Below are 26,125 nucleotides of genomic sequence, written 5' to 3'. Positions count from 1 at the left end.
CGGTACCGGGTCGACCGCAGAAATCCGTTAACCGCCGGGTGATGTTGCCCATTGGTCGTCGTTGGGGGAGTCTGCGCTGGTCCGCACGCCTCCAGCGCTGCGAATCGTGATGTCGATGGGCGTCGGGCCGGTGTGTTCGGCCTCACCCTGCAGAGCGTCGAGTTCGGCCAATTTGCGGGCTGTGACCCCTACTCGTGCGTCCACCGCGCCGACGGTGGAGTTGAACGATTCCACCGCACGACGCAGCGAGCCGCCCAGCCGGTCGAGGTGGCCGAGCACCCCGCCGAGTCGATGGTGCAGTTCGGTCCCCAGTTGGTGGATGGTCGCCGCGTCGCGGGCCATCGCGTCGTGGCGCCAACCGAGGGCGACGGTGCGCAGAAGCGCGACGAGGGTGGCAGGCGTGGTCAGCACCACGTTCTTGGTGAAGCCGAACTCGATCAGGTCCCCCTCGGCCCGGACCGCGGCCTCCAGGACCGGGTCGCTCGGCACGAACAGCACCACCATCTCCGGCGTGTTGTCGAAGGCCGACCAGTAGGCCTTGGACGCCAGCTGGGTGATGTGGTTGCGCAACGCGCGGCCGTGTTCGGTGTGCAGCCGCGCGATCTCGTCCGGATCGTCGGTGTCGACAGCGCGGAGATATGCGTGCAGCGGAACTTTCGCGTCCACCACGATGGTGCGCCCTCCGGCGAGGTGGACCACCATATCCGGCCGGACCGAGCCTGCGGTGCCGTCGGCACCCACCTGCGTGGCGAAGTCGCAATGTCGGGACATGCCTGCGAGCTCCACCACACGTTCGAGCTGGACCTCACCCCACCGCCCTCGGATCTGCGGCGTGTGCAGGGCATTCGTCAACGCCCGGGTCTGGTCGGTGAGTTGTGCCGACGCTGCATGCATACCGCGCACCTGTTCGCTGAGACCTGCGTAGGCGTTGATCCGGTGATGCTCGGTTCGGCGCAGTTCCTCGGACATTTGTGCCAGCAGACCGCGCAGTGGGTCGATGATGTGAGCCACCTGCCCGCCGATGGCCGAGGACTGACGTCGGGCGGCGTCCTCGGAGGCCGAAGACAGCGCGCGCGCCGTCAGATCCTGCGCGGACCGCACGGAATCGAGTTCGGCGCGGGCGGCGGCGAGTGCGGCGGTGGAACGTGACGCACTCGCCAACCATCCGATCACCAGCCCGACCATCAGTCCGGCGATGACGCCGGCGACCACAGAGATGTTCATGGCCGCCATCGTGGCCGAGGGGTACGACAAACCGCTCAGGCCGTCGCGTATCCCTCGCGCGTGAGTAACGACCGCTTGACGGGGAGCCCGTACCGGAACCCGCCGAGCGAGCCGTCGCTGCGCAGCACCCGGTGACACGGGACGAACAATGCCGCGGCGTTGCGCGAACAGGCGGCCGCCGCGCCGCGTATCGCGGTGGGTGTGCCGGCGAGTTCGGCCAGTTGTGCATAACTGACCGGTTTGCCGGGGGCGACCGTCCGCAGCACGGGCCAGGTCCGACCCAGAAACGGCCCCGATCGCTGGTGGACCTCGATGGCATCGAGTCGCGTCGGCTCACCGGCGTAATAGGCGTCGACGGCGTCGGTGACGGTTCCGAGGGACTCGGTGTGCAGTACAGCGACGGGGCGGATCGATCGATGGACGAGGTCGATCAGGTAATCCGCATCCTCGGTCCAGCCCGATGCCAGGACACGGTCGGCGTCGTCGGCGATCACCGTGAAGGTGCCATCGGGGGTCGAGACCGAGGCCCGGCGTGCGGTCGTCGTCGCGGAGTGGGTGGGGGAGATGGTTGCGGTCATGGTGCTCCTTCGAGAGTGCCGACCGGTTGGCCCGGCCGAGCGGGTATCGATCGCGTCATCCGCGATCTCGGTGAGGGGGCCCGCATGGAATCCTTCGGCAACATCGACGTGTCCGCTGTCTGGTCACCCAGTATCGGCTCAGACACCGACAGTCGGGATCGCCACAGATGCATCGACGCATACGAACGCCACGGCGACCATGCGGTGTGGCCGTGCTGGAGGTCCAGGTCGAGGTCGGCGGCGGCGCGTCGCACCACGAGATCGTGGTCGAGCATGATGTCGGGGTTCCCGGTCACGCGCATCGTCACGTAGTCGGCGGTCCACGGGCCGATTCCGGGCAGCGTCAACAGCTCCGCGCGGAGGTCGGCGGCACCGCGGCCCGGGTGCAGATCGATCCGGTTGTCGGCGAGCACGGCTGCAGTCGACACAATCGCGTCGATGCGGCGACGTGGGCCGGCCAGGACTGTGTGACCGTGCTCGGCGATCGCCGCCGGCGTGGGGAACAACCTGCGGGCGTCACCTGGTCCCGGAGGAGCGGGCGTGCGAGCGTCATCTGGTCGCTGAGGAGTGAGCGTGCGGGCGTCGTCTGGTCCTGGAGGAGCGAGCTTGCGAGCGTCACGAAGGTCCACCCCCGTAAGCGAGTCGTCTCGCAATGTCCACGGCGCGGGGCGGCCGAGCTCGTCGACCAACCGATCCACATGACGGCGCGCCGCCGCCACACTGATCTGTTGCCCGATCATCGTGCGTATCAGAGTTTCGGCGGAGTCCATGGTTCCCGGGACGCGCAGCCCCGGAGCAGTACGTACCAGGCGGGCCAGGTCGGGATCGGCGCCGAGTGCCTCGTCGGTACTGAGCGGGTCGGCATCGAGGTCGAGCAGTCGTCGAACCCGGTTGACCGCGACGCCCAGGTCCCGCATGTCGAGATGCTCGATGCGCACGTTGACATGTGCGGGGGCGGGTTCGATGGTGGCCAGAGCGGGGCCGTGTGGAAGGTCGACTGCGCGACTGTGCCGCCACTCGTACGGGTCACTGCCGGTCCACATGGTCTCGAGACCGGCGACCAGGTGGGCACCGAGAAACCAACGTAACCACGGCAGGTGCAGTGGGGGTCGATATGCAAGCCGGAGCGACACCTCGCCGATGGCGCACGGGCGGCCGGCGGCCGCGGGCGCGCCCAGTGACCGCATGCGCGACGGAGTGAGACCGAAAACGTCGCGGATGGTGTCGTTGAACTGCCGCACACTGCGAAAGCCGGACGCAAACGCGATGTCGGCCATCGGCATGGCAGTGCGCTGAATCAGCACGCGCGCGGTGCCCGCCCGATGGGCGCGGGCCAGCGCGAGCGGGCCGGCGCCGAGTTCGGTCGTGAGCACTCGGGTGAGGTGACGGGATGTGTAGCCCAGGCGGGCGGCCAGTTCCTCGACGCCGCCGCGTTCGAGGGCGCCGTCGGCGATGAGACGCATGGCCCGCGCGGAGAGGTCGGCGTGGGTGTTCCATCTCGGTGAGCCGGGCACGGCATCGGGTGCGCAGCGGCGACACGCGCGATATCCCTGCTGCTGAGCGGCTGCTGCGGTCAGCACGAAGTGCACGTTTTGTCGGTGGGGGGTCCGGGCGGGACACGACGGTCGGCAGTAGATCCCGGTTGTGTGCACGGCGATGAAGAACTGGCCGTCGAACCGGCTGTCGCGTGCGGAGACCGCGCGATAGCAGCTGTCGAAATCGAGAACGCCGGCACAGTCGATCGTGGTGGTCACCCATCCACTCTGACACGGTCGGCGGTGCGATCCTGGCGGGAATCAGACATGGCGATCTGGTGCATCGTAATAACCAGAAAATAGTGACGCAGATAACAAATGCTGGCACGATATGGCTCATGACCGCTCTGTTCGGTGGCCGTCAACGACGACGTGACCACGAACCCGCCTTGGCTGAACTACCTGCGTGGGGGCTCGAGATCATGATGGCTCTTTACGGGCCCGAGACCATCCAACGCGAATGCGCGCGGGAGGAGGTATCACACGAGCGGGTGCGCCCTCAACGGGCACGACGTGATCAGTCCCGGGTACACATGCCGGAGCGGCGTGAACCGGCGATCGATGGACAGTGTGTTGACGACGCTGCCCGTTGCGACACGGCCCGTTCCGATTCTGCCCGCCGCGACGATGCACTCCCACCGCCGTCGCCGCTCATCGTGGAACTCGAGGCGATGAACGAACTCGTCAAGTACCTCGAGCGCAAACTGAAGCGACACTGATCCACCCGCCCGGGTACGCGGCGCGGTGCGACTCGTCGTCATCGGTTCATGTCGTGCGTCCGGCAAGTATGTGACCATTTGGGCGTGACAGATGAATCGGGTGCGCCCGATCCCGACGCAACGCGCTCCGCCGGCTCGACGCCACCGGCGCAGTCGCATCCCACTCGCGTCCAGGTCGTGTTGGCTGGACTGCGCTCCACGTCGATCGTGAGCCTGCAGTTCGTGTTGGTCGTCGCGGCGTTCTGGGTACTGCTCTGGGTGATCGGCAAGCTCTGGGTGATCCTGCTGCCGGTGCTCTTCGCGATCATCGTCTCCACGGTGCTGTGGCCGCCGGCGCGGTGGATGCGCAATCGCGGTGTTCCGGGAGTGGTTGCCGCGCTGGTGATGATGTTGCTGGGATTCGGGGTGCTGGCCGGCGTGGTCAGTCTGATCGTGCCGTCGATCGTGGATCAGGCGCCCGAGTTCGCATCTCGCGCCACCGACGGTGTGCGGCAGCTGCAGGACTGGGTTCAGGGTCCGCCGTTCAACGTCCAGGACGAGCAACTCAACAACATCGTCGACACGGTGGTCCAGCGGTTGCAGTCCAGCGCGTCGACGATCGCTGCCGGTGTGTTCAGCGGCGTCGGGACCGCGACGTCGATTCTCGTCACCCTGTTCACCACGTTGATCCTGGTGTTCTTCTTCCTCAAAGACGGCCCGAAGTTCCTCCCGTGGCTCGACCGGACCGTCGGCAGGCCCTCGGGCGCGCACATCGGCGAGGTGCTGCTGCGGATGTGGACCACCCTCGGCGGTTTCATCCGTACGCAGGCGATCGTCAGTTTCGTCGACGCGGCCCTGATCGGTGCCGGGTTGTTCATCCTCGGCGTGCCACTGGCCGCGGTGCTGATGGTGATCACGTTCCTCGGCGGTTTCATCCCGATCGTCGGTGCGTTCGTCGCGGGGGCCCTGGCGGTGTTGATCGCGCTGGTGTCCAACGGCTTGACCACTGCGCTCATCGTGCTCGGCATCATCCTGGCGGTGCAGCAGCTCGAGGGGAATGTGCTGCAGCCGTGGCTGCAGTCGAAGTCGATGGATCTGCATGCGGTGATCGTGCTGCTGTCGGTGACCCTGGGCGGCACCCTCTTCGGTATCACGGGCGCGTTTCTCGCGGTGCCCGCCGCCGCAGCACTGGCTGTGGTGTTGCGCTATCTCAACGAGCAGATCGCCGAACGTGCCGGCGAGGCCCTGGCGCCGCACAGCACGCCGGTCACCGCGCACATCGGCGTCCCCGACGACGAACCCGCCGATGACGCGCCGGTCGACGATCCGGGCACCTCCACCGAGAAGTAGCGCCGACAGAACCCGCAATCCCGCCGACGGAACCCCGAATGTCGCCGACAGAACCCCGAATGTCGCCGACAGATCGCGGTGCGAGCGCGGACCCGTCCATGCCCTCGCCGACGCTCGATCCCGATGCCGATAGACTGGACGCCCGTGAGTCTCACCCTCGGAATCGTCGGGCTTCCCAACGTCGGCAAGTCGACCCTGTTCAATGCACTGACCCGTAACGACGTGCTGGCGGCCAACTATCCGTTCGCCACCATCGAACCCAACGTCGGCGTGGTCGAACTGCCCGATCCGCGCCTCAATCGGCTGGCCGAGATCCATTCCAGCGAGCGCATCCTGCCCGCCACGGTGTCGTTCGTCGACATCGCCGGCATCGTCAAGGGGGCGTCTGAGGGGGAGGGGATGGGCAACCAGTTCCTCGCCAACATCCGCGAGGCCGACGCCATCTGCCAAGTGGTGCGCGTCTTCGCCGACGATGACGTCGTGCACGTGGACGGCCGCGTCGATCCGCTCGCCGACATCGGCATCATCGAGACCGAACTGATCCTCGCCGACCTGCAGACGATCGAGAAGGCGCTGCCGCGGATGGAGAAGGATGCCCGCAAGAACAAGGACCTCGCCGAGACGGTCGCGGCTGCGCAGAAGGCCCAGGAGATCCTGAACGAGGGCAAGACGCTGTTCTCCCAGAAGGATTCGTTCGACCTGGCCGCGGTCCGGGAACTGCATCTGATGACCGCCAAGCCGTTCCTCTACGTATTCAACGCCGACGAGTCCGTCCTCACCGACGACGCGCGCAAACAGGAACTCCGTGATTCGGTGGCCCCGGCGGACGCGGTGTTCCTCGACGCCAAGGTGGAGAGCGAACTCCTCGAACTCGACGAGGAAGACGCGCAGGAACTGCTCGACTCCATCGGGCAGGACGAACCCGGCCTGCGTTCGCTGGCCCGCGCCGGTTTCCACACCCTCGGGCTGCAGACCTACCTGACGGCGGGGCCCAAGGAGTCGCGTGCCTGGACCATCCACCGTGGCGACACCGCACCGAAGGCGGCCGGCGTGATCCACACAGACTTCGAGAAGGGCTTCATCAAGGCCGAGATCGTGTCCTTCGACGACCTCGATGCCGCCGGCACGATGGCTGCCGCCAAGGCCGCCGGCAAGGTGCGTATGGAGGGCAAGGACTACGTGATGGCCGACGGAGACGTGGTGGAATTTAGATTTTCGTTATGACATCTGAGCGCTCTTGAGCGGGCCGCGTGGAACGGGTGGCTCGAGTGTGAGCATTAGATGGCATCGGGGAGGACAATCGGGACAATCGCCTCGCCCGGCTGGCCTCTTCGAGACTCGTGAACCGCGAGCAGTGCGACAAGATAGATGAAGGCGGCCCGAGCAACGGCTAGGGATTGGTGGCATGCTTCCCGCATCCCCGGCAGCGTTATTGCCTGCATCGTGAGATTCGACTCGATATCGGACATCCCCTGATGGACGGTGATGAATCTGTGCGTACCCGCGTTGCGCACGTCTTGTGCATGCTCGTACATCCCGCCGCGTGCCATATCGAGGGCGAGTTCTGCTAGAGAAAGGACGGCAGTGCTCAACCCGTCGTGAGCGACCAGTGCCTCCCTTAGGCGGGTGCATTGTCTGTCCTCGAACCAGAACTTGCGGAACCACACCTTCGTCGGGTCGTCTCCAACCTCAAGGTGGTCGTTGACGGCGACGGCGGTCTTGTCGAGGACATCAAGCGCAGCGCGGTGTGCAAGAACGAGTTTTGACACGGCTTCGCCGTGAACCTCGTACTGGAGTGTGTCGGTATAGGTGCCGGTATCGGAGTCGTGTAGATGCCACCCGCCGGTCTCATCCAGCACCTTCTCCGCTTCGAATGCCAAACGTCGTGCTACCAGAAAGTCGCCCTTCAGCACGTTAAGGATGGAGAAGATTCGCGGCGCCATGGAGGAACTGCGGACGTCGGTAACGGACGTAAGCCCAATGGCGTCCCAACGACCGTCCCCCGACTGACGCCCAGTTCCCTCAAGTGCAGCAATCAATGCGAGTCGGTGACGAGTTACCCAGTCCCGATACTCGTCCTCGTGAGGTGGCTCAAAAACTGGCTCGTCACTCCCCAACATCTCCATTGCGTCGTACTTGGCGGCAGCGCGCTCACCTGCAACCGCTACCGTCACAGCCCGGTTGGCCTTCGCCAGCCTGAGATAGTGGTCGTAAAGCGAGCAGAGATGACCGTCGAAGTCCCAACCGTTCGCGATGGCCCTCTCAATCAGCACAGCCGCGTTGCCTGCAGCAGCGCCGTTCTCCCGGTCAGCATCCAGTGCGCGCACGTAGGCGTCGTACGCTTCCACCCATCTCCCAGAGTGGTCCAGAGCATTCGCCAGATTGCAAAGCCGCATGCCCTTCTGCCTTGGGTGTGCGGTCAGCGCGGCCGCTCGCGTCAACTCAACCCGGGCACGGCGGAGTCGGTCCTTGTCAGATATGCGGTGCTTTGCAACTGCTCGAATTCGTTCCTCGTAGTCTTTGCCAGCCAGCGCTTCCGAGTAAGCGATGTCCGTGAGTGCAAGGCGGCTATTCGCCAGGTTGTACAGTGCCGCAGATTCCCTTTCCTCGTCGTTCAGAAACCCTGAGTCAACAACCGCTTGCATCCACATCTCGCCAGTCGCGAGGTCCTTCCCGTTGCCGGTTCGAGCGCCCGAGTTGATGAGGACGCTGCCTGCGTTCGTGAGAACAGCCGCTTCTGTGAACGACGTCAGCACCGGCGGTTCGCCGAATGCTTGGCCGACAATCGCAGTGATGATCCCTGCAGCCTTCTCCGGGTCCTCGTCGACCTTGTCGGACAGGAACATCGTGAGGCTTTCGATCTGGCTCAGGTCGTGCTCGTCCATGAGGGAAGTCTGCATCATTGAGCGAGCCGGACGTGCCATCGACGACGGCTCGGTCCGTAGATCGACGCGCAAGGCGTCGAAATGATCCGGCCATCGGCCACCAGTGGATTTCCAGTTGACGCTTGCACGATGTTCCAGACCAAAGCGACGTGCTTCGCGACCCTGAGTAAGCGCTCAGGGGTTCACTGCTTGAACTCCGTCAGATCCTCTATCGCCCAGGCTACGCGAATCCCGGGAGGACGCAGTATTTGCGCAGCTTTCGATCGAGTCGTCTGGCATCGTTCTTTGCGTGTCGACACCGGCTGAAGCTGCAGGAGAGTATCTGTCCACCACCGCACTGAGGGATTTCAGTGCTCCCGTTCTCGCCGAAGATCAGGACAGCGCACTTCCCACCTTCACCTTGAACGTGTCGCCACAGGATGCGCCGGTACCTGTGTTGCTCCGGCATGCGCTGGCTCTCATCGGGATACCTCACTCAGGGCCGTGGGAGAAGGTCGCGTGGTGGGTGTTGTTCCAATACAAGGGGCACCCCTGCAGCCTTGCGCACCAGAAGTTCGGCCTGAGGCTTCGCATCAGCGGCGACCTCACCGAAGATCAAGCGGATGCCGTCCTGAGGCAGATCCTGAAGAAGCTGACCTCAGCGGTCCGAACTGTTGAAGCGATGCTGACCGAGACGGCCGGCGATACGCTCAACTCCGGAAACGTCACGGTGGTCAACCAACACCTGCAACTACGTCGTGCCTACGACTACTTCCGCCAGCGGGCGATCAAACCCGACTTTGTAGAGGACGTCAACGAGAGCGGTGAGAGTCCGGACGGCGGAAAGTGGTGGAGTCACGTTTCGGGCAAGAATGTCATGGCGCTGAACGCCTCTCACGACCTCGTGGCGGCGATCTCTGCCTATCTGAGCGTGCTGGAACACGATTTTGTCCTGGCGCTCCCGTTCCGCGACTTTGATCCGAGTTCGGACAATCTGACCAAGATCATCGGCGCTCGCTGGGGCGACAAGTGGCAGAGAGTCATCGACAGTTCCGACCAGGAGGCGACCAGGCTCCGGGAGCGACTGGTGGAAGTCGTCGAACGATGGAGAAACCCGTACTCGCATGGCGGTTTCGAGAAGGGGCATGGCGCTACTGTGTACCTGCACACGCCGGGCCTTGGGGCTCTTCCGGTTGGCATGTCCAGCATTCGCGACAGCCCACTGTTCTCGTTCCACCCGGTCTCGGAGAATGGTATCGCGGGGGTATTCGACCTATTCGATGACATCGACGCCTACTTGGTCAGGACCCTTCCTCACGCCATGGCGTGGATCGACTCGGGGCTGAACATCCGGTTCGACGCGGATTTCATAGCCCAGGTGTGTAACAGTCTCGATACCCACGGGGACCTGGAGAAGCTGATAGACGCTCATGCCTATCGTCAGGAGATGATCGACAACATGGACTATTAGACGGACCGACGCTTCCGCTCACATGGCACCAACTCACGGAACGTTGTCGAGTTCCGGTTCAACTTGTAGTCGAGTGCCGATTCAACGTCTCACGGTGTGCTCGGCGAGTTGGCTGTAGACGAACATGTCGCGGCGTTCGGCCCCCACACGCTGCCAATACCCACGGATGCGACGTGTTTCGGCGAACCAGTAGCCCGTCGACCCGCGACCCTCGGAAATGTCGCGCGTCCACAGTCCGATCTGCCCGACGGCCACGTCGGCCTCGGTCGTCGCAATCGCGAACGGGTAGCCGATGCCGGTTGGGAGACGGTCATGTTGACGGTGGATGAAGCAAGGGGGTCTCGGTGGAACTGGAGCTGCGGACCGATGAAATCATCGGGATCATCGGGTCGTGCGATGCCGTGATGATCAGCGAAGCGTCGCCGTCCTTGAATGGTCGCAACGAATATCGGTTCCAGTGAGCACCGGAATCTCGGCTGGCAGGGTCACGTGGCGAGACGAGAATACCGAGCCCATGGCATCATCAACGACATAGTTTGATGCGATTGGAGATGCGGCATGCGCACGACGGTGACCCTTGACGACGAGCTTCTGGCGAAGGCGGCCGAGCTGACCGGGGTTCATGAGAGAGCGGCGCTCATTCGCGAAGGGTTGCAGGCGTTGATCCGCATGGAGAGTGCGCGTCGCCTCGCTGCGCTCGGCGGCACAGATCCTACGGCCGCGGCTGCTCCGCGTCGCCGTTCGTCGGTCGGATGATCCTCGTTGATACGTCGGTCTGGATCGACCATCTGCATACCAAGAACGAACGGTTGACCGCTCTGCTCGGGGACGGTGAGATCAGTTGTCACCCAACGGTCGCCGAGGAACTCGCGATGGGATCGATCGCGAACCGGGAGGCAGTGATCGACCTTCTCGGCAATCTCGTCCAGTTTCCCGTTCTCACTCATGCGGAGTCGCTTCATCTCATCGAGACCCGGCGACTCTGGGGTCGCGGATTGAGTCCAGTCGATGCAGGGCTGCTGGGCTCCGTGCTTCTCGTTGATGGCGGGCGGCTGTGGACACGGGATAAGCGGTTGAGTGCGGTGTCCGTGGAGGCCGGGGTGGATGCCGCGGTCGAGTGATGTTCATTGGTCGCGTGATCCGGTCGAGTTCAGGTTTAAAGTCGCTCGACGACCTCAGGGTCCCACCCGGGAACCGGCTCGAAGCGCTGAAAGGTGATCGGGCGGGACAACACAGCATCAGAATCAATGACCAGTGGCGAATCTGCTTCGTCTGGGCGGACACTGGGCCGGAGGAGGTGGAGATCGTTGACTACCACTGACAAGATCGCGCCGATCCATCCAGGGGAAGTCCTCATGGAGGACTTCATCGAGGGTTTCGGCATCACGCAGAACAGGTTGGCAGTGTCAATCGGTGTGCCTCCGCGCCGCATCAACGAGATCGTGCACGGCAAGCGTGCGATCACCGCTGACACGGCCTTGCGACTCGGGAAGTACTTTGGCACGTCGGCTCAATTCTGGCTCAATTTGCAGTCGCATTACGACCTTGACCTCGCCGAGGACCGTGCCGCCGAGCAGATTGATGCGATCATTCCGCTGCAGTCGGCATGACGGGCGAGGTCGTCCTTACGGGTCATCTCGTCTGTGCGAACTCCAACGAGGCTGACGTTGTCGAACGGCACTTGCGCCGTCACCTCGAACTGACCCGATGCGAGCCGGGTTGCTTGTCCTTCGATGTCGATCGGACCAACGATCCATTGGTCTGGCGGGTTGCCGAGAGATTTGCCGACGAGTCCGCGTTTGCCTTCCACCAGGGTCGAGTTGCGGAGAGCGAGTGGGGCCGCGCCACGGTCGGCATAGAACGCCGGTACTCGGTCACGATCGGGGAAGGCGGCTGACGCACGTTATCGGTCGCGCAAACCGGTCGAATTTCGGTTCAATGTCTAAGATCGCTCGCCACCTGCGGTTATGAATCGCCCCTAGATGTCTTGGCGGGTGGATCGAGTTTCGTTCCCGCAGTAGGCGCAGCGCACTCGTGGAATCCGGCCCGATCGAGCGTCTCGCACCTTCCGCTTCGGAGGGACCGGGCGATGTGCGAGTGACGCCGTCGGACGCCGTGCTTCTGATCGACGACAATTTTGGCGAGGCGCTGCAACTCCCGGCCGACATGGTGGTCTGAAGCGTCATTGAAGGTCCCCGGCACAGCATCGACTCTGCGGCCGCTACCGAGCGCGGACGGCGAGTGCCGCATGTGCACGCGCCGTATCGGTGCCGGCCCGGCGCGTGCGCTCGATCTCGACGAACCCGGCCGCAGCCAGCACCGCTGACATGTCGTCGACCGGTCGGCGGTAGGCGGTCGTGACCTTGTGGTCGAACGGTTCCACCACGGCTCCTTCGAAGAATCCGACGACGAGTACGCCGCCACCGACCATGGCTCTGCGGAACTCGGTGGCGATCTCGCCGACCTCGTGCGGATCGTGGTGGATCAGCGAGTACCAGGCCAGGATTCCGCCCAGCGATCCGTCCGGCACATCGAGCGCGCGCATCGATCCGACGGTGAAATCGAGGTCGGGTCGGGTGGACCGGGCATTGTGTACGAAGCCCGGCACCAGATCGATCCCGCGTGCCGCGACACCGAGATCGGCGAGGTAGGCCGTGAGATGTCCCGGTCCGCACCCGACGTCGAGGACCGGACCGGTGACGTCACCGAGATGGCGGGCGATGAAGGCACGGTCGGCGGCGTCCACGCGGTCCGGGCTGCCGAACATGTCGATGTAGAGGTCGGCGACCTGGGCATAGCGTGAGCCGATCTTGTCATCTTGCATGCGGTGGCTCCGGCCATCGATGAACCGTTCTCGTCAGGACGATCTTCGCGCACCTATCCCGAAAGTTGTGCATGGTGCAGGTGTCGTCGTCGATACTGCACCAGTGACGCGTACCAGGCGAACAGTGTTCTCCCTCATGACGATCGTGCTGACTGCCGCGGGACTGCTGGTCTCGGCGCAGGGCACCGGCAACGCCGCGCCGTCCGGCTGGCGCTACACCATGGTCGGCTTCAGCAACGCCACCGACCGCGACATGGACGTTTACACGTCGACCGACGCCACGAACTTCCGGCTGCTGCGGAAGTCGGCCTACCGGCCGCCGGCCGGTCGTGTGCGCGACGCCAGCATCTTCCGCAACACCGACGGCTGGTACTACATCACCTACACGACGGTCGACGGCGCGAACATCGGTTTCGCGCGCAGCCGGGACCGGGTGTCGTGGACGCCCATCGGCAACTGGCCGGTCCCGCTGTGTTGCGCACTGTTGCCCGGCACCGGCGACGGCAAGGGCCTGTTCGGTTCGAGCGGATCCGACTCGTCGGGGTCGGCCGGCTCCAGTGAACTCCCGTCGTTGTCGCCGTTCACCACCAAGGCGTGGGCGCCGGAGTTCTTCGTCGACGGCGGCCGGGTCAACGTGATCCTGTCGATGTCGACCGGCGGCGGCTTCGTGCCCTACGTGATGACCGCGCTCGATCCGTCGCTGCGGGTGTGGAGTCCACCGGTACCGATCGTCGGGATCGGCGCCGACCACATCGACACCACCGTGGTGAAGATCGGCGCCACCTATCACGCGTTCACCAAGAACGAGACGACGAAGGTCATCGAGCATGCGGTGGCGCCGTCGCTGGCCGGACCGTATCGATTTGTGCCCACCCGGAACTGGGGTCGGTTCGTGGAGGGGCCGGTGCTCACCCAGCTGCCCAACGGAACCTGGCGGATCTACCTGGACGCCTACCGCAGCGGACGGTACCTGTACTCCGACAGCACAGACGGGCTGCGGTCGTGGTCGCCGCCGAGAACGCTGCCGCGACTGTCCGGGACGGTGCGCCACATCGGCATCCTGCGCGAACCCGCCTGATCTCCAGACCAGGGCCGCGAGTGGGGCGTCGTTCTCCTCGATGTCATTCGACGGACCGGTTCCTCGTCCTGACCTGCGGACCTAAAATGACCAGGTGAGCTTTGCCGTCCCGTCGGAGGCATACGCCCGATTCATGGGGCGTTATGCGGAGCCGTTGGCGGGCGTCTTCGCGGCGTTCGCCGGCGTCCGCGCCGGCCAACGGGTACTTGACGTCGGCTGTGGCCCAGGAGCTTTGGCAGCGCACCTGGGTTCAAATGGGGCCGAGGTGTCGGCGATAGACCCGTCGCCGCCGTTCGTCGCGGCGGTCCGGCAGCGGCTCCCCGACGTCGATGTCCGGACCGGTACGGCAGAGGAACTGCCCTACGGCGACGCCGAATTCGATGCCGCGATGGCACAGTTAGTGGTTCATTTCATGACCGATCCGGTACGCGGCATCCGGCAGATGGCCCGCGTCACGCGGCCGGGCGGGGTGGTCGCGGCGTGTGTCTGGGACGGGCCGACCGGTGCGCTGGCGCCGTTCTGGGATGCGGTACACGTGCTCGATCCCGACGCCGAAGATGAGGCGCTGTTGTCCGGAGCGCACCGGGGCCATCTGACCGAGCTGTTCGTGGACGTCGGCCTACGCGCGGTGGTCGAGGAGTCCATCGCGGTCGACATCGAACACCCCGCCTTCGAGGAATGGTGGGAGCCCCACACGTTCGGCGTGGGTCCGGCCGGTGAATACGTCCAGCGACTGGATGCCGACGCACGCGCACGCCTCGAGGGTGTCGCGCGGGATCGTCTGGGGTCGGGACCGTTCCGGGTGGTTGCCACCGCCTGGGCGGCGCGCGGGACCGTGTGAGGCGGACTCTGTCCGACGGCGGAGGTGTCCGTCTCGCCTTGTCCGGTGGGTCACACCGCGGTGCGGTAACTCCTCTCGGATAGATCACGGGCACGTGGGGCGGGGGAGAACGTGAAGGAATTTCTGTGTTCGGACTGCTTGGCGTGCCGTCGGCGCCGCGCTGATCGTACTGAGTGTGGCAGCGGCGGGAACAGCTCAGGCTGCGCCGCCGCGGGCGCACATCTGACTGGCTCCGGGCCGGTGGTGCAGAGGAGTTCTTTGCCGACAAAGACGTAACGGTGGTGCTCCCGACCGGCGCGTACGGCACCTTCTACACCGACTGGGAACGTCGCGACCCATCAGTCGGCAAACCCACGTGGGAGATATTCCTGACCCAGGAACTGCCGCCACTGATCGATGCGGGTTTCGACTGCCGACGGCAGACGGGCGATCGCGGCGCGACGCCCTCGCTCACCGGTGCGAACGCCGACAACATGTGGGGTCCCGTCGGGTCCGGCGGTTGGCGCGATCACGCCCCGGCTCGTCGTCTGGACCAGCTCCGCGGAAAGACGTTGTTCCTCTATGCCGGTGCCGGTCAGCTCGGGCCCGCGGACATCAAGCGTGACGTGACCCCGGACGAGGGGCTCTATCAGGTCGTGCTCGCTGGCCAAGGAATCGCCGCACTTATGGCAGGCCCTGTCACCCGCGCTCTGACCTGCAGTTGCAGACGTCCGCCTGCCGTTTTCGACACGGTCATCGGCCCGATCGGCGCGTACCCGGTGGAGGCCGCTGGGCGTCCTCTGTAGGTTGGGTTCAGGAAGAAGCAGCATGAACCGCGCACGAATTGCAGCGAAAGGACATGCATGACCGCGCCTGCCACAGCAACACATGACGCACCCGCGAAGGCACCCAAGAACCCCGACAAAGGCTATGTGGCCTTGCTGGGCTGGAGTCTTGGCGCCATCGAGGCGGTCGACTCATTCGACCGCCGCTACGTGGTGGTGGCCCCCGACTGGGCCGAAGAATATTGCGCCGAACACAACATCCCGTATCTCTCCTGGAACTTCGAGCGCCTCAACGACCGCTCGATGGAGATCGCCGAGACGTTGCAGGATATGGGTGTCGACGTCGCGATCCCGCTCTTCGAGGAAACCGTCGAGTGGGCGGGCGCCATCAATTCGGTGTTGATGAACAAGCCGCGGCTGTTCGGCCAGGCGATGCTGTTGCGTGACAAAGCGCTGATGAAGCGCCGCGCCCAGCTCGGTGGTATCCGGGTCGGCATCTTCGAAGAAGCGCACGACCGTGATGACGTAGTGCGCTTTCTGCGCCGGGTGAATCAGACCCTGCTCAAACTCGACGGTGATCCCAACGACCCGATCCATCTCAAGGCCTTCGACAAGGCCGGCTGCCTCGGACACCGGGTGATCCGTACCCCCGACGAGGTCGACACCATTCCGGAAGAAGAGTTCCCGGTCCTGATGGAGTCGCACCTCGATGGCTGGGAGTTCGCAGTAGAGGCGTGGATTCACAACGGCAAGATCAAGTTTCTCAACATCTCCGAATACGTGACGTTGGGTTATTCGGTCTTCGTGCCCGCCACCCCGGAACTGGAGAAGTACCGTCCGGCGATCACCGCACAGATCGAAAAGCTGATCAAGACCTTCGACATCGATTTCGGATTCGTGCACCCCGAATACTTCGTGACCAACGACGGTGAAATGTACTTTGGCGAAGTCGCTTACCGGCCACCGGGTTTCAAGGTGTTCGAGCTGCTGGAACGTGCGTACGGATTCAATGCCTACCAAGCGCTGGTGCTGTCCTTCGACCCGAAGACCACCGAGGAGGAGATCGATGCCTTCTTCCCGCGTGAGGTGGTCGACGCCGCCGGCGTCGCGGGATGCTTCGGTGTGTATCCACGCCGCCGGGTGGTCTCCAATCTCGAGATCCCCGAGGAGACCGCCGACGACGACTACTACGAGACCAACGACCTCTCCGAGCCACTCGAGGAGACCGTCACCAAACGCACCGCCTTCGGCACCCATTGGGGTCTGCTGTACTTCTTCGGTGAGGATCCCTATCGGATGCGTGACCTGCTCAAGCGTCAGGAAGAACTCGACTTCTACGTGTGAGAAGTCGCCGCGGCCCACCAGGGTGCGTGTTACACGACCCCGCGAGAACCACAAAGGGTGCCCTTGCCAGTGACATCTATCGACCATCCCGAGTCCGACCGGGCGTTGGTGTCTCGGCTCGAGCAACTCGACCACGCCACAACTGCCATGGACGAGGCGCCCGAGTTCGCGAAACCGGGCAAACTGCGCCGGGTGCTTGATGCGCTGCGCCGGGTGCTGACCCAACCGGGCGGATGCGCTGCGGTCCGCGCGCGAGCCGCGGCCCTGGAGCGTGCAGGCGTGTTCGCCGGCTCCGACTGGGATCAACCCGACATCCTGGTACCGGCGCTCGCGGGTCCGAGTCTGCGCGGTGCCAACACCGACACCGTGATACTCGAGGCCACGAGTGAGTTGCGACTGGTGGCGATCGCTGCCGGTGAGCACACCCGTCCGGACATGACCGCCGACGATGCCCGACGATTCCTGTCGCAGGTCCTGGCACTGAACCTGGATCTACTGCTCGCGCCGATGTCGGAAGCCGACCGCGCACGACAAAACGGCGGCGCGCGGGTGGCCCGCGCCGTGTTCGACTATGTGGTCGACGAGATCGGCTACGACAGCGTTCTCGAGGAATTGGTGGAGGAGATCTGGCGAATCCTGCGCCAGCGACCGATCCAGGTAGATCATGTGAAGGCGATGGTCACCCGGATCGCCGTCCATCGCAACAACCCCGACGTCGACCTGGGCGCCGCGGGGCAGGGACTCGACCGCTTGACGACCGCGCTGTTCGGTCCCACCGAGGCCTGCCGCGAGGACCCCGGCATCGACGTGTATTTGTCGCGGTTGTCGGCGATGGACGCCGAGGGGCTGGAGTTCGAGGCGCGCGGATTCGCCCGCGCCATGCACGACACCGGTCTGGTGTCCGGATACCACGCCGCCCTGGTGCGGTTCCTGGTGGACGACAACATCTTTCTCCTCCCCGAGGCGCTCGGCCTGTCGGAGGTGGGACGCAATTGTCTGCTCCGCTACACCGATCTTGTGCAGCAGTTGATCCTGCATACCGTCGCGCCCGAGCATGCGCAGTGCCTCTATGGACTGGCGCTGCTACTCGACCGCGGCATTCTGCACCAGCCGCCGGTGGTGCCGTCGCTGTGGCGTCAGGTGTCGCTGAAACTCGCACCAGCAGTTCGGGAGCGTCTGCACTCGGCCTTCGGGCCGGCGGTGGAACCCGAGGGACTGTTGCTGGGCGGTCTCCTGTCGATGCTGGGCCAGCCACTCGGGGTGGGCCAGGGTGACAACCCGACGTGCCAGTCGGCGCGTGCGTTGTCGATGTGGGCGTACAACGATCCCGACTACCTGCTGCAGGTGGTGGCGTGGGCGGCCCGCGACGACGAGGTGATCGCCCACTTCGAGGGCCAGCGCATCTCCTCGGCCGAGAGTGTCGGCGGCGTCGCGACAGCTGACCCGATCGATCTCGATCCGGTGTCGCTGCTGGTGGTTCCGCACCTCGATCGCATCTACGCCGAGATGGTGCGCCGTTGTGCCGACCGTCCCGGCGACCCGCACCGTTGGGTGAACCCGGAATTCCACGGCTGGTGGTCGGCTCGGGGATTTCGGATCAACGTGGATGTGGCGACCGGCGACATCGTGGACCTCGACGACTTCATCCGCCAGTTCTATGCCGCATATCACCCGCGCTACAACGGCAATCAACCGCTGATCCACCCTCAACCGGCCGGGATCGCGTTCACCGACAGTGCAGCGCGCTACGTCGGCTGGCACGCCATCACAATCCTGCGGGTCGCCGCGGACCCCAACGGTGACATCCGCGTCTACTTCTTCAACCCCAACAATGACAGTGGCCAGGACTGGGGCGACTCCGTGGTGGTGGGCACCGCCGGCAACGGTGAACGACCGGGGGAAGGCTCACTGCCGTTCGCCCAGTTCGCCTCCCGGCTCTACATCTTCCACGCCGATCCGCTCGAGGACGGCACCCTCACCGATGTCCCGGCCGTCGACGTCGCCGAAGTGGTCGGCTACGTCGAACGCAGCTGGGGGGCCGATCGCACGCTGCGACCTCGCGACGGCCAGGTCCATCACGGCTCGCTGTGACGGGCTGAACCGAACATCTACGCATCCGCGTTTCGGGGTCCGTGCCGCGGGGAATCATTCCCGTGCGGGGTGGTCATCTCCCGCATGGCATGGCCGGAAGGTGAGGCGTGAGGTTGATCGCAGAAGACACCGTAGTCCAATTCGCGAGAGCGATCCGTCCCCGGCCGTGGTCGCATCACCGCGGACCGTAGGTCAGGTCATGACGATGGTGTCGCCGGCCTCGGCCGGCGAGCCGGCGATCGGCACCGACGTGTATTTGCCCCAGGAGGACACTGCGCTGCTGATCGATGCGATGGATGCACGTGGAGTGCGCGGAGCACGTGTGCTCGATCTGTGCACGGGCACCGGTGCCGTCGCAATCGCTGCAGCCGCGGGCGGAGCCCGCGAGGCGGTGGCGGTGGATTCCTCGCACAGCGCCGTGGAGCACGCACGGGCAGCGGCCTGCGCCGCAGGCCGACCGGTCACGGTGAGACACGCTGACCTCGCCGCCGAGCACGGCCGGTTCGAGGTTGTGACCTGCAATCCACCGTATGTACCGACGCCGACACTTTCGCATCCTGCATTCCATCCGGCCGGACCGGCGCATGCCTGGGATGCCGGGGTCGACGGGCGTGCGGTGCTCGACCCCCTGTGTCGCCACGCGCCGACGTTGTTGACGCCCGGCGGCACGCTACTGGTGGTGCAGTCGGAGTTCGCCGGCGTCGACGCCTCCATCGTCGCCCTGGAGGGTGCGGGCCTCGCCGCGCAGGTGATCGCTGAACGCTGGATCCCGTTCGGCCCGGTGCTGACTGCCCGGGCTCGATGGCTCGAGCACCGCGGATTACTGGAACACGGTCGTCGGATCGAACGGCTGGTGGTGATCGCGGCGAGGGCCCCGGACACAACGGCGCAGGCGAGAGGGCGACACAGATGACCGCCCAGCGGCGGACAGTTCGGGTGGTTCGCGGCGGCCCGGTGCTGGTCGAGGGCCCGATCGACATCGAACTTCCCGACGGCACCCGTGTCGAGTCGGATCGGTTCATGGTCGCGATCTGCGCGTGCGGCCGCAGCAAGAACTACCCGCTGTGCGACACCAGCCATCGCAAGCGCCGGCGGCGCTGATCGGATTCGGACAGCTACAGCTCCCCGACGAGGGCACTGCGGCCCGCCCGCCAGGCGGTCATCACGTGCGCATCCAGCGCGTCTTCGACGAACAGAAACGCGCGGATGCCGAAGACGATGTCGGTCTCGCACTCGGGCTCGGTGCGGATCAGGTCGCCGACCACGTCGGTGCGCAGGATCTGTTCGTGCACCGCGTCGGCCTCGACGTGCTCGCGATAGAAATGCCGGCAGGGCTCTGGTGCCTGCAGCCGGTCGAGCCCCGACAGCAGACGCGCCGAACCCGGCGGTGAGGTGATCTCGGTGGCCGCCAGGTGACCGACGGCGGCGCCGCGGTAGCGCCGGTGCAGACCGAACAGCGACATCAGATTGACCGGTGTCAGAGCCGCGGCGGGGACGATGTCGAGGTAGCCGAGGTAGTCCTCGCGCAGATGCGCCGCCCGCAGCAGCTCGGCGAACAGCTCCTGGTGGACAGCATCACCGTGTCCGCCGCCGAACTCATCGAACTCGACCGCGACAAATGCGGCTTTGGCGTGGCCGCGCAGCCGCGGAATCGCCCAGGCGTGCGGATCGGCTTCCTTCAGGTGATAGACGGAGCGCAGCGCGAACATCTGGCGGTACTGGTCCCACGTGCCCGCGTCACGCAGGTGATAGGAGGCGCCGTCACCGTCGGGTGACTCGACGCTCAACTCGTCCATGGCGTGCCCGGCGGTCTCGCCACCGGTGACCGGAACGTCACGATGCAGCGCGGCGCGGAAGTGTCGTTCGAGCTCGCCGCGCAGGGCTAGCAGGCCGGGCTGCCATTCCCACTCGGTGTCGACATCGGCGAAGCCGCGGTAGTGCAACTCGTAACAGAGGTAGAGGGCCAGCTGCAGATCATCGCCGTACGGATCGACCTCCGTCAGCGCGGCCGGGAACACCGCCTCCGGTGCCGCGATGCCGTGCGGGGCCGTCGGATCGGCCCGAAGGTGATCGATCACCAGCGCCGAGAGCGGCCCGCGCGCAGAGGGCAGCGTCGGCGCGGGTGCGTCGGTCACTGCGGGTCTGTTCAGCTGGCTGGTCATTGACATCGCGCCTCTCATCGATATGTCCTAATCCGGACGTCGTCCCCAGGGTAGAACCTGGAGTATCCGGTGTGCGCCGTGCCGAAACGATGCCGTGGGCGCCGGCAGGCGAGCCGCAGCGGTGCCGACACTGGGCCATGTCCTCGCTGGGCAGGGTGCTCTTGGGTACCGTTGCCCCCGATGCGCGCGGTGTGGAGACGGTTCAGGGCGCGGCTGCCGCCGCGTGTGCGCTCGGTCGTCGACCTCGCCGTCGCCACGGTCAAGGACTCGGGTGATGACCGCATCACCGGACTCGCCAGCGAGATCGCGTTCTGGGTGCTGCTGAGCCTGCCGGCCGTGTCCATCGCCATGGTCTCGTTGGCCGGACTGCTCGACCCGGTATTGGGTTCGGATGCCCGGGCTCAACTCATCGAACGCATCGAAGAGATCGCCGCGCAAGTCTTCCGGCAGCAGACCGTCGACGATGTCATCGCGGCGATGCTCGACCGGCTGTTGGTCGAGGGGTCCCCGTCGGTGTTCTCGATCTCGTTTCTGGTCGCGGTCTTCACCGCCAGCCGTATCCTGCGCGTGGTGGTTCTGGCGGTCACGATCGCCTACGACCTGGACGAGGAACGTCCCACCTGGATGGCGCGCGTGTTGGGACTGGTGTTCTCCGTGATCGGCCTGATCCTCGGAGTGGTGCTGGTGCCGCTGGTGGTGGCCGGCCCGCAGCTGGGCTACATCGTCGAACGGCGGTGGGGTCTGGCGGCGCTGCCTCTCGGCGAGATCTGGACAATCGCTTACTGGCCGGTGGCGGTGGTGGTGTTGACTCTGGTCGTGGCGGCGCTGTTCCACTGGGCCACACCACGGCGGACCCCGTTTTTTCGGGATCTGCCCGGCGCCGTACTGGCCACCGGCGGGGGTCTCGCGGTCAGCGCGCTCCTGCGGCTCTACACCGACACCGCGTTCGGCGGCGATGCGGTGTACGCCCCGCTCGCCGCGCCCCTGGCGATCCTGGTGTGGGTGTGGTCGGTGGCCATCGTGCTGCTCTTCGGGGCCGAACTCAACGCCGAGATCGAGAAGGCCCACCCCAGTAACGGCTGGCCACCGCCGCGTCGGCGTTCCCCGGCGGAGCTCGGCGCGCGCGGCCTCGCCCGGGTCCGCCGGTTCACCGGTCCCGCCCGCCGCGAGTAAGCCGGCACAACAGTTCGTCCCCCGGTTATCGCCACACCTACCGCGAGTTCGGCGGGGAGTTGCGAGTGTCGGGGGACGAACGTTGTGCAGGATCTGGCCTGAGGCGACGATCAGGAATCGGCGACGACCGCGCGCTCCTTGGCGTCGGACTTCTTCGCCTGCACCTCCTGGGCGACGTCGATCTCGGTGGTGCCCTCCGGAACGCGTCGCGACGGTCCCGTGCGGCCGTGAGTGGCGTAGAGCATCAATCCGACGAAGGTGAGGCCACCGACGAGATTGCCGAGCACCGTCGGGATCTCGTTCCAGACCAGGTAGTCGCCGATCGAGAAGTCACCGCCCAGCATTAGTCCCGACGGGAAGAGGAACATGTTGACGATGGAATGCTCGAAACCCATGTAGAAGAACAGCATGATCGGCATCCACATCGCGATCACCTTGCCCGGCACCGACGTCGACATCATCGCCGCGACCACACCGGTGGACACCATCCAGTTGCACAGCACGCCGCGGATGAACAGGGTCAGCATGCCCGCGGCGCCGTGCTCGGCGTAGCCGACGGTCCGGGAATGACCTATCTCGCCGAGCTGCTGCCCGACGGCATCGGGATCGGTACTGAACCCGTAGGTGACGATGATCGCCATGAACACCGCGACGGTGAACGCACCCAGGAAGTTGCCGACGAACACCAGGCCGAAGTTGCGCAACATGCTCTTGAACGTCACGCCTCGCCGTTTGTCGATCAACGCCAGCGGTACCAGCGTGAACACCCCGGTCAGCAGGTCGAATCCCATCAGGTAGAGCAAACAGAATCCGACGGGGAACAACACCGCACCGAGCAGCGGTTCACCCGTTCGGACGGTGATGGTGACGGCGAACGCCGCGGCGAGCGCGAGAATCGCGCCCGCCATGTACGCGCGTATCAGCGTATCCCGGGTGGACAGGAACGTTTTCGCCTCGCCGGCATCGACCATCTGTTTCACGAACTCGGCAGGCTTCACGTACGACATGAGACTCCTCAGGTTGACGGTGAATGTGCGTCAGTCAATCGAGTCGGAATGTCGGTTTTGTGTCATGAAGACGAATCGGTGTTACGTCCTCCTCACGGCAACCCGCGGCGAGTGTGAGTTCTCGATGGGCAAGTGACATGAGACACCGGCCTGGTGTCACGGATCACCGAATCACATCAGGCCGTGCTCGTAGGCGTAAGCCGTTGCCGCGGTCCTGGTGTTGACGTCGAGCTTGGCGAAGATGTTGGAGAGATGCCGCGACACCGTCTTCTCACTCAGGGTCAGCGTTTCGGCGACCTGACCGTTGCTCCGTCCGGTGGCGACCAGGCGTAACACCTCGACCTCGCGATCGGACAGGCCCGCCGGGTGAGCGTCGGGACCGAGTAGGTCGGCGACGGCCTCGGCGTCCGGTCGGGCGCCCAGAGCGTCGAAGATGCGACCGGCGGCGGCCAATTCGGCTCGGGCCGAATCGGAGTCCGACAGGGCGAGCAGACCGCGGCCGATCGCTGCCTGGCAGCGCGCTGCCTCGTACGGACAGTGCAACTCCATCCATTGCTGACGTGCCTTGCGCAGGTAGGGTAGGGCACCGGCCGGATCGTCGTCGGCGAGTTCGACCGTGCCCGACGCGAACGCCGCCTTGGCCTGCAACGCAACGCACCCGAACCGATCGCCGATCTCGGCGAGTTCGGCTGCCAGCGGCCGCGATTGCGCCACCGCCCCGGTCGCCAGCAGGATCTCCACTGCGCCGGGCAGGATGCGGGCCCGCAACACCGGTTCGGTGGACTCCAGCAACAGACGTTGGGCCGCGCCCGCCGCGGCCTGCGCTCGCCCGCGGGCCAGCCACAGCCGGGCCAGGGCCGGCTGCGGATCATAGCCATGTGCTCCTGCCTGCGAGAACGACAGTTCCGCATTGTCCAGATCGCCGAGAATGCGGTACACCTCACCGCGCTCGGCGAAGGCCAGACCTGCTGCGGACGCTGACGTGTCGAGGTATCGCGCCAGCGCCGCATCGAATTCGGCGATCGCATCGCGAAACGCACCCGACAACGTGCACATCTGCCCGCGGTGCACGGCGCACTGTCCGGTGAACGGCACCAGTCCCGGTTGGCGGTCACACCATCGGGTCAGCGCCGCGGTCCAGGTGGCGGCCCGGCCGACATCCAACACTCGTTGGCAGCCCTCGATCATGGTGCAGTACACCTGGCCGGCGAACACCGCGGACACCTCGCCGGCGGCCACCCTCGTCATCGCCTCGTCGAACAGCGCCAGGCCCTCGGGTACCCGGCCTCCTTCCAGGATGAGCCGTCCCTGCGACGGCACGTGCGCAGTCGAACGCCTGTGGCCATCGGGCGGCATCGATGTGTGCGTACATGCGCACGATTTCGATGTAGCCGCGCTCCACCACGTCGGCGTCGTGATCGGCGAGCAGCCGGTTGGCGCGCGGTCCAGCCCTGGCCGACGACGGGGTCGCCGGCCATCGTGGCGATCATCGCCATCCAGAACGCGCACCGGACGGCGGCGGGGACGTTCGCGTTGTCGAGTTCGGCTGCGAAGGCGTGGTGCAGCGCGTCGAGAGCGGTCTGATCGTGACCACCGAGATACGCGGCGACACCGAGCCTGCCGAGATCGTCCGGACGGAGTTCGGCCGGATCGATGTCCATCCAGCGCCGCAGAGCCGTCGACCAGTCGCCGGCCTCGAACTCTCCTCGGGCCCGCTCGAGTTCGCCGGCGATCGTCATCGATTCGCCACCTCCTGCTTCGAGCGTAGAACCCGCCGGGGCCGATGTGCACGGCTCAGGTCACTTGATGCTCCGGCAGGGCGGCCCGCTGTGCGATCCGGTCGGCGATGTAGGCCGCGTCGCGTCCGACGCCGGGCAGCACCATGGAGCTGAAGGCGTATTGGAACGACAGGCCGCAGAAGTACAGGCCAGGGGCGGTTTCCACCACACCGCGCATCTCGTCGGGCCAGCCGTCGGGGCCGAACACCGGCAGATGAATCCAGTCGAAGACCTGGCGGAATCCGGTGCACCAGATGACGTTGGCGACGTCGAGCACCTCACCGTCGGCGGTCTGCGGGAGACCGTCACGGGCGCCCACCACTCGCTGCTCGATCCGCGTCACATCGCGTTCGCGCAGGTCGGCGGCCTTCACGCGCAACGCGGGTGCCCCATGGAACCGCACCTTCGGAAGCTCTCTGCGGCCCATCGGGGTGCGTCGGGTCAGGATGTGACGCCACGCGAAGATCATCATCGGGAACAGCACGCGTGCCTGCCAGGACTCCGGATAGAACGGGATCGATCCGCAGTCGCGTCCACACAGCGTCGTCGCACGGGTCGCCGCAACCTCGTAGGCGATGTCGGCGCCGGAGTGCGATGCGCCGACCACCAGTGTCGGGCCGTCGCGCAATTGCTCGGGCCGCCGATACTCACTGGAGTGCAATTGCAGGATCGCGGGATCGAGTTCGGCCGCGCAGTCCGGAATCGCGGGAGTGCGCCCGAAGGTTCCGGTGGCGACCACCACGGTGCGCGATGCGAGTGTGCCGGCGTCGGTGTCGACCACGAAGCCGCCTCGCGGATCGGGGTCCAGTGAGCGTACCCGGGTCGACAACCGAACCGGCAACCCGAAGCGTTGGGCGTAGGTCTCCAGATAATCGGCGACGTCGTCCTAGCCGGGAAACGACCAGCCGTCGGCGGGAAACGGCATGCCGGGCAGGCCGTCGTATCGGGCGGGGGAGTACAGGCGAAGGCTGTCCCATTGGCGGCGCCAGTTGTCGCCGATTCGGTGGTTGGCGTCGATCACCACGCAGGGTTGTTCGTGTTTGCGGAGATGATACGCCGTGGCCAGGCCGGCCTGGCCCGCGCCGACGATGACGGTGTCGATCTGTTCGATGTTCATGGCGTCCTCCTGCGTCGGCCGACATCGGTGTCGGCTTGGCCGACCGGCTCGGACCGGTCGACTCTGACGCTAGGCAGCCACAGTCGCCGCCACATCGGACATCAACCGTTGCCTTCTGGTGAGCAAACGTGAGCATTGCTGCTGTGTCTGCGGTGTCATCAGGCAGCCTCGCCTTGCGGTGAGGCGGTCCCCGTCTGACCAACACTGGTGGTGTTGTGCGGGGTTG

General features: G+C 65.5%; 25 protein-coding genes and 3 pseudogenes. 17 read left to right on the top strand and 11 right to left on the bottom strand.

Annotation, left to right across the window (positions count from 1 at the left end):
• Positions 1 to 27 precede the first annotated feature (27 nt).
• From L1892_RS15635 to L1892_RS15625, 3 genes are read right to left on the bottom strand one after another with little or no spacing between them, the layout of a single operon-like run.
• Positions 28 to 1,233 (bottom strand): DNA recombination protein RmuC, encoded by a 1,206-nt coding sequence (locus tag L1892_RS15635; RefSeq protein ID WP_235724536.1) that lies wholly within the window; start codon positions 1,231 to 1,233, stop codon positions 28 to 30.
• 26 nt (positions 1,234 to 1,259) lie between these two features.
• Entirely contained in the window at positions 1,260 to 1,802 is a 543-nt protein-coding gene (locus L1892_RS15630) for a methylated-DNA--[protein]-cysteine S-methyltransferase (RefSeq protein ID WP_235724535.1), read from the bottom strand.
• A complete protein-coding gene (locus L1892_RS15625) occupies positions 1,799 to 3,556 on the bottom strand; it encodes an Ada metal-binding domain-containing protein (RefSeq protein WP_235724534.1) in 1,758 nt (585 codons plus the stop codon). Before L1892_RS15625 ends, L1892_RS15630 begins: the two co-directional genes overlap by 4 nt.
• A gap of 119 nt (positions 3,557 to 3,675) precedes the next feature.
• Here L1892_RS15625 and L1892_RS15620 point away from each other — a divergent pair, with 119 nt between their 5' ends.
• The 3 genes from L1892_RS15620 (at position 3,676) to ychF (ending at position 6,609) form a co-directional block, all read left to right on the top strand.
• Positions 3,676 to 4,056, top strand: a complete 381-nt coding sequence (locus L1892_RS15620; protein WP_235724533.1) for a hypothetical protein — start codon at positions 3,676 to 3,678, stop codon at positions 4,054 to 4,056.
• Positions 4,057 to 4,104: 48 nt separating this feature from the next.
• Complete coding sequence (locus tag L1892_RS15615; protein ID WP_268900363.1) at positions 4,105 to 5,385, top strand: AI-2E family transporter; 1,281 nt, start codon at positions 4,105 to 4,107, stop codon at positions 5,383 to 5,385.
• Between the two features lie 144 nt (positions 5,386 to 5,529).
• Positions 5,530 to 6,609 (top strand): redox-regulated ATPase YchF, encoded by a 1,080-nt coding sequence (gene ychF, locus L1892_RS15610; protein WP_235724531.1) that lies wholly within the window; start codon positions 5,530 to 5,532, stop codon positions 6,607 to 6,609.
• Positions 6,610 to 6,662: 53 nt separating this feature from the next.
• Here the strand turns inward: ychF and L1892_RS15605 are convergent, their stop codons facing one another.
• Positions 6,663 to 8,270: an LA2681 family HEPN domain-containing protein gene (locus L1892_RS15605; protein WP_235724530.1), complete on the bottom strand. Its 1,608-nt coding sequence runs from the start codon at positions 8,268 to 8,270 to the stop codon at positions 6,663 to 6,665.
• A gap of 289 nt (positions 8,271 to 8,559) precedes the next feature.
• Here L1892_RS15605 and L1892_RS15600 point away from each other — a divergent pair, with 289 nt between their 5' ends.
• Positions 8,560 to 9,720 (top strand): hypothetical protein, encoded by a 1,161-nt coding sequence (locus L1892_RS15600; RefSeq protein ID WP_235724529.1) that lies wholly within the window; start codon positions 8,560 to 8,562, stop codon positions 9,718 to 9,720.
• 81 nt (positions 9,721 to 9,801) lie between these two features.
• On the opposite strand, the gene L1892_RS15595 is transcribed toward L1892_RS15600, so the two are convergent.
• Positions 9,802 to 9,975, bottom strand: a complete 174-nt coding sequence (locus L1892_RS15595; protein WP_235724528.1) for a hypothetical protein — start codon at positions 9,973 to 9,975, stop codon at positions 9,802 to 9,804.
• A gap of 303 nt (positions 9,976 to 10,278) precedes the next feature.
• On the opposite strand from L1892_RS15595, the gene L1892_RS15590 reads away from it, so the two are divergent.
• The 5 genes and pseudogenes from L1892_RS15590 to L1892_RS15570 all read left to right on the top strand — a co-directional run bounded on the left by L1892_RS15590 (position 10,279) and on the right by L1892_RS15570 (position 11,617).
• Complete coding sequence (locus L1892_RS15590; RefSeq protein ID WP_235724527.1) at positions 10,279 to 10,476, top strand: type II toxin-antitoxin system VapB family antitoxin; 198 nt, start codon at positions 10,279 to 10,281, stop codon at positions 10,474 to 10,476.
• Positions 10,473 to 10,841 carry a type II toxin-antitoxin system VapC family toxin gene (locus L1892_RS15585; RefSeq protein WP_235724526.1) on the top strand — a complete coding sequence of 123 codons (369 nt, stop codon included), beginning with the start codon at positions 10,473 to 10,475 and terminating at the stop codon, positions 10,839 to 10,841. The genes L1892_RS15590 and L1892_RS15585 overlap by 4 nt, the downstream gene beginning before the upstream one ends.
• Positions 10,842 to 10,882: 41 nt before the next feature.
• Positions 10,883 to 11,041, top strand: a pseudogene (locus L1892_RS15580) (type II toxin-antitoxin system RelE/ParE family toxin); the annotation flags it as partial.
• Complete coding sequence (locus L1892_RS15575; protein WP_235724524.1) at positions 11,028 to 11,330, top strand: HigA family addiction module antitoxin; 303 nt, start codon at positions 11,028 to 11,030, stop codon at positions 11,328 to 11,330. The pseudogene L1892_RS15580 and the gene L1892_RS15575, both read left to right, overlap by 14 nt.
• The gene (locus tag L1892_RS15570) at positions 11,327 to 11,617 is read left to right on the top strand and encodes a putative quinol monooxygenase (protein ID WP_235724523.1); all 291 of its coding nucleotides are present in this window, start codon (positions 11,327 to 11,329) and stop codon (positions 11,615 to 11,617) included. Before L1892_RS15575 ends, L1892_RS15570 begins: the two co-directional genes overlap by 4 nt.
• Positions 11,618 to 11,941: 324 nt before the next feature.
• Here L1892_RS15570 and L1892_RS15565 read toward each other — a convergent pair whose 3' ends face one another.
• Positions 11,942 to 12,544 (bottom strand): class I SAM-dependent methyltransferase, encoded by a 603-nt coding sequence (locus tag L1892_RS15565; protein ID WP_235724522.1) that lies wholly within the window; start codon positions 12,542 to 12,544, stop codon positions 11,942 to 11,944.
• Positions 12,545 to 12,680: 136 nt separating this feature from the next.
• On the opposite strand from L1892_RS15565, the gene L1892_RS15560 reads away from it, so the two are divergent.
• The 7 genes and pseudogenes from L1892_RS15560 (at position 12,681) to L1892_RS15530 (ending at position 19,763) form a co-directional block, all read left to right on the top strand.
• On the top strand, positions 12,681 to 13,622 hold the full coding sequence (locus tag L1892_RS15560; RefSeq protein WP_235724521.1) for a glycoside hydrolase family protein: 942 nt from the start codon (positions 12,681 to 12,683) through the stop codon (positions 13,620 to 13,622).
• A 94-nt stretch (positions 13,623 to 13,716) separates the two neighbouring features.
• Positions 13,717 to 14,463 (top strand): class I SAM-dependent methyltransferase, encoded by a 747-nt coding sequence (locus L1892_RS15555; RefSeq protein WP_235724520.1) that lies wholly within the window; start codon positions 13,717 to 13,719, stop codon positions 14,461 to 14,463.
• A gap of 236 nt (positions 14,464 to 14,699) precedes the next feature.
• Positions 14,700 to 15,248: pseudogene (locus tag L1892_RS15550) on the top strand (alpha/beta hydrolase-fold protein); the annotation flags it as partial.
• 57 nt (positions 15,249 to 15,305) lie between these two features.
• A complete protein-coding gene (locus L1892_RS15545; protein ID WP_235724518.1) occupies positions 15,306 to 16,571 on the top strand; it encodes an ATP-grasp domain-containing protein in 1,266 nt (421 codons plus the stop codon).
• A 147-nt stretch (positions 16,572 to 16,718) separates the two neighbouring features.
• Complete coding sequence (locus L1892_RS15540; protein WP_235724619.1) at positions 16,719 to 18,662, top strand: hypothetical protein; 1,944 nt, start codon at positions 16,719 to 16,721, stop codon at positions 18,660 to 18,662.
• Positions 18,663 to 18,861: 199 nt separating this feature from the next.
• The gene (locus L1892_RS15535; protein WP_235724517.1) at positions 18,862 to 19,575 is read left to right on the top strand and encodes a methyltransferase; all 714 of its coding nucleotides are present in this window, start codon (positions 18,862 to 18,864) and stop codon (positions 19,573 to 19,575) included.
• The gene (locus L1892_RS15530; protein WP_235724516.1) at positions 19,572 to 19,763 is read left to right on the top strand and encodes a CDGSH iron-sulfur domain-containing protein; all 192 of its coding nucleotides are present in this window, start codon (positions 19,572 to 19,574) and stop codon (positions 19,761 to 19,763) included. The genes L1892_RS15535 and L1892_RS15530 overlap by 4 nt, the downstream gene beginning before the upstream one ends.
• A 14-nt stretch (positions 19,764 to 19,777) precedes the next feature.
• Here L1892_RS15530 and L1892_RS15525 read toward each other — a convergent pair whose 3' ends face one another.
• On the bottom strand, positions 19,778 to 20,830 hold the full coding sequence (locus L1892_RS15525) for an iron-containing redox enzyme family protein (protein WP_372475110.1): 1,053 nt from the start codon (positions 20,828 to 20,830) through the stop codon (positions 19,778 to 19,780).
• Positions 20,831 to 21,004: 174 nt separating this feature from the next.
• On the opposite strand from L1892_RS15525, the gene L1892_RS15520 reads away from it, so the two are divergent.
• A complete protein-coding gene (locus tag L1892_RS15520) occupies positions 21,005 to 21,997 on the top strand; it encodes a YihY/virulence factor BrkB family protein (RefSeq protein ID WP_235724514.1) in 993 nt (330 codons plus the stop codon).
• Positions 21,998 to 22,107: 110 nt separating this feature from the next.
• Here L1892_RS15520 and L1892_RS15515 read toward each other — a convergent pair whose 3' ends face one another.
• The 4 genes and pseudogenes from L1892_RS15515 to L1892_RS15500 form a co-directional block, all read right to left on the bottom strand.
• Positions 22,108 to 23,004 carry a formate/nitrite transporter family protein gene (locus L1892_RS15515; protein WP_235724513.1) on the bottom strand — a complete coding sequence of 299 codons (897 nt, stop codon included), beginning with the start codon at positions 23,002 to 23,004 and terminating at the stop codon, positions 22,108 to 22,110.
• 171 nt (positions 23,005 to 23,175) lie between these two features.
• Entirely contained in the window at positions 23,176 to 24,324 is a 1,149-nt protein-coding gene (locus L1892_RS24895) for a response regulator transcription factor (RefSeq protein ID WP_235724512.1), read from the bottom strand.
• A complete protein-coding gene (locus L1892_RS15505; RefSeq protein ID WP_235724511.1) occupies positions 24,249 to 24,743 on the bottom strand; it encodes a hypothetical protein in 495 nt (164 codons plus the stop codon). The genes L1892_RS24895 and L1892_RS15505 overlap by 76 nt, the downstream gene beginning before the upstream one ends.
• A 55-nt stretch (positions 24,744 to 24,798) precedes the next feature.
• Positions 24,799 to 25,899 (bottom strand): annotated as a pseudogene (locus tag L1892_RS15500) (flavin-containing monooxygenase).
• Between the last annotated feature and the right edge of the window lie 226 nt (positions 25,900 to 26,125).

Origin of the sequence: Gordonia tangerina (assembly GCF_021556435.1) — a bacterium.
GTDB classification, from domain to species: domain Bacteria; phylum Actinomycetota; class Actinomycetes; order Mycobacteriales; family Mycobacteriaceae; genus Gordonia; species Gordonia tangerina.
Note: the sequence above shows the minus strand (reverse complement) of the source record. Positions and strands in the feature narration are given on the sequence as shown.

Bases quoted from the DNA above. Each gene is read 5' to 3' on its own strand.
- L1892_RS15635 (WP_235724536.1), bottom strand. From the start codon at position 1,233: ATGGCGGCCATGAACATCTCTGTGGTCGCCGGCGTCATCGCCGGACTG.
- L1892_RS15630 (WP_235724535.1), bottom strand. From the start codon at position 1,802: ATGACCGCAACCATCTCCCCCACCCACTCCGCGACGACGACCGCACGC.
- L1892_RS15620 (WP_235724533.1), top strand. From the start codon at position 3,676: ATGACCGCTCTGTTCGGTGGCCGTCAACGACGACGTGACCACGAACCC.
- L1892_RS15615 (WP_268900363.1), top strand. From the start codon at position 4,105: ATGTCGTGCGTCCGGCAAGTATGTGACCATTTGGGCGTGACAGATGAA.
- L1892_RS15605 (WP_235724530.1), bottom strand. From the start codon at position 8,270: ATGGACGAGCACGACCTGAGCCAGATCGAAAGCCTCACGATGTTCCTG.
- L1892_RS15590 (WP_235724527.1), top strand. From the start codon at position 10,279: ATGCGCACGACGGTGACCCTTGACGACGAGCTTCTGGCGAAGGCGGCC.
- L1892_RS15585 (WP_235724526.1), top strand. From the start codon at position 10,473: ATGATCCTCGTTGATACGTCGGTCTGGATCGACCATCTGCATACCAAG.
- L1892_RS15570 (WP_235724523.1), top strand. From the start codon at position 11,327: ATGACGGGCGAGGTCGTCCTTACGGGTCATCTCGTCTGTGCGAACTCC.
- L1892_RS15565 (WP_235724522.1), bottom strand. From the start codon at position 12,544: ATGCAAGATGACAAGATCGGCTCACGCTATGCCCAGGTCGCCGACCTC.
- L1892_RS15560 (WP_235724521.1), top strand. From the start codon at position 12,681: ATGACGATCGTGCTGACTGCCGCGGGACTGCTGGTCTCGGCGCAGGGC.
- L1892_RS15545 (WP_235724518.1), top strand. From the start codon at position 15,306: ATGACCGCGCCTGCCACAGCAACACATGACGCACCCGCGAAGGCACCC.
- L1892_RS15540 (WP_235724619.1), top strand. From the start codon at position 16,719: ATGGACGAGGCGCCCGAGTTCGCGAAACCGGGCAAACTGCGCCGGGTG.
- L1892_RS15535 (WP_235724517.1), top strand. From the start codon at position 18,862: ATGACGATGGTGTCGCCGGCCTCGGCCGGCGAGCCGGCGATCGGCACC.
- L1892_RS15530 (WP_235724516.1), top strand. From the start codon at position 19,572: ATGACCGCCCAGCGGCGGACAGTTCGGGTGGTTCGCGGCGGCCCGGTG.
- L1892_RS15525 (WP_372475110.1), bottom strand. From the start codon at position 20,830: ATGTCAATGACCAGCCAGCTGAACAGACCCGCAGTGACCGACGCACCC.
- L1892_RS15520 (WP_235724514.1), top strand. From the start codon at position 21,005: ATGCGCGCGGTGTGGAGACGGTTCAGGGCGCGGCTGCCGCCGCGTGTG.
- L1892_RS15515 (WP_235724513.1), bottom strand. From the start codon at position 23,004: ATGTCGTACGTGAAGCCTGCCGAGTTCGTGAAACAGATGGTCGATGCC.
- L1892_RS15505 (WP_235724511.1), bottom strand. From the start codon at position 24,743: ATGACGATCGCCGGCGAACTCGAGCGGGCCCGAGGAGAGTTCGAGGCC.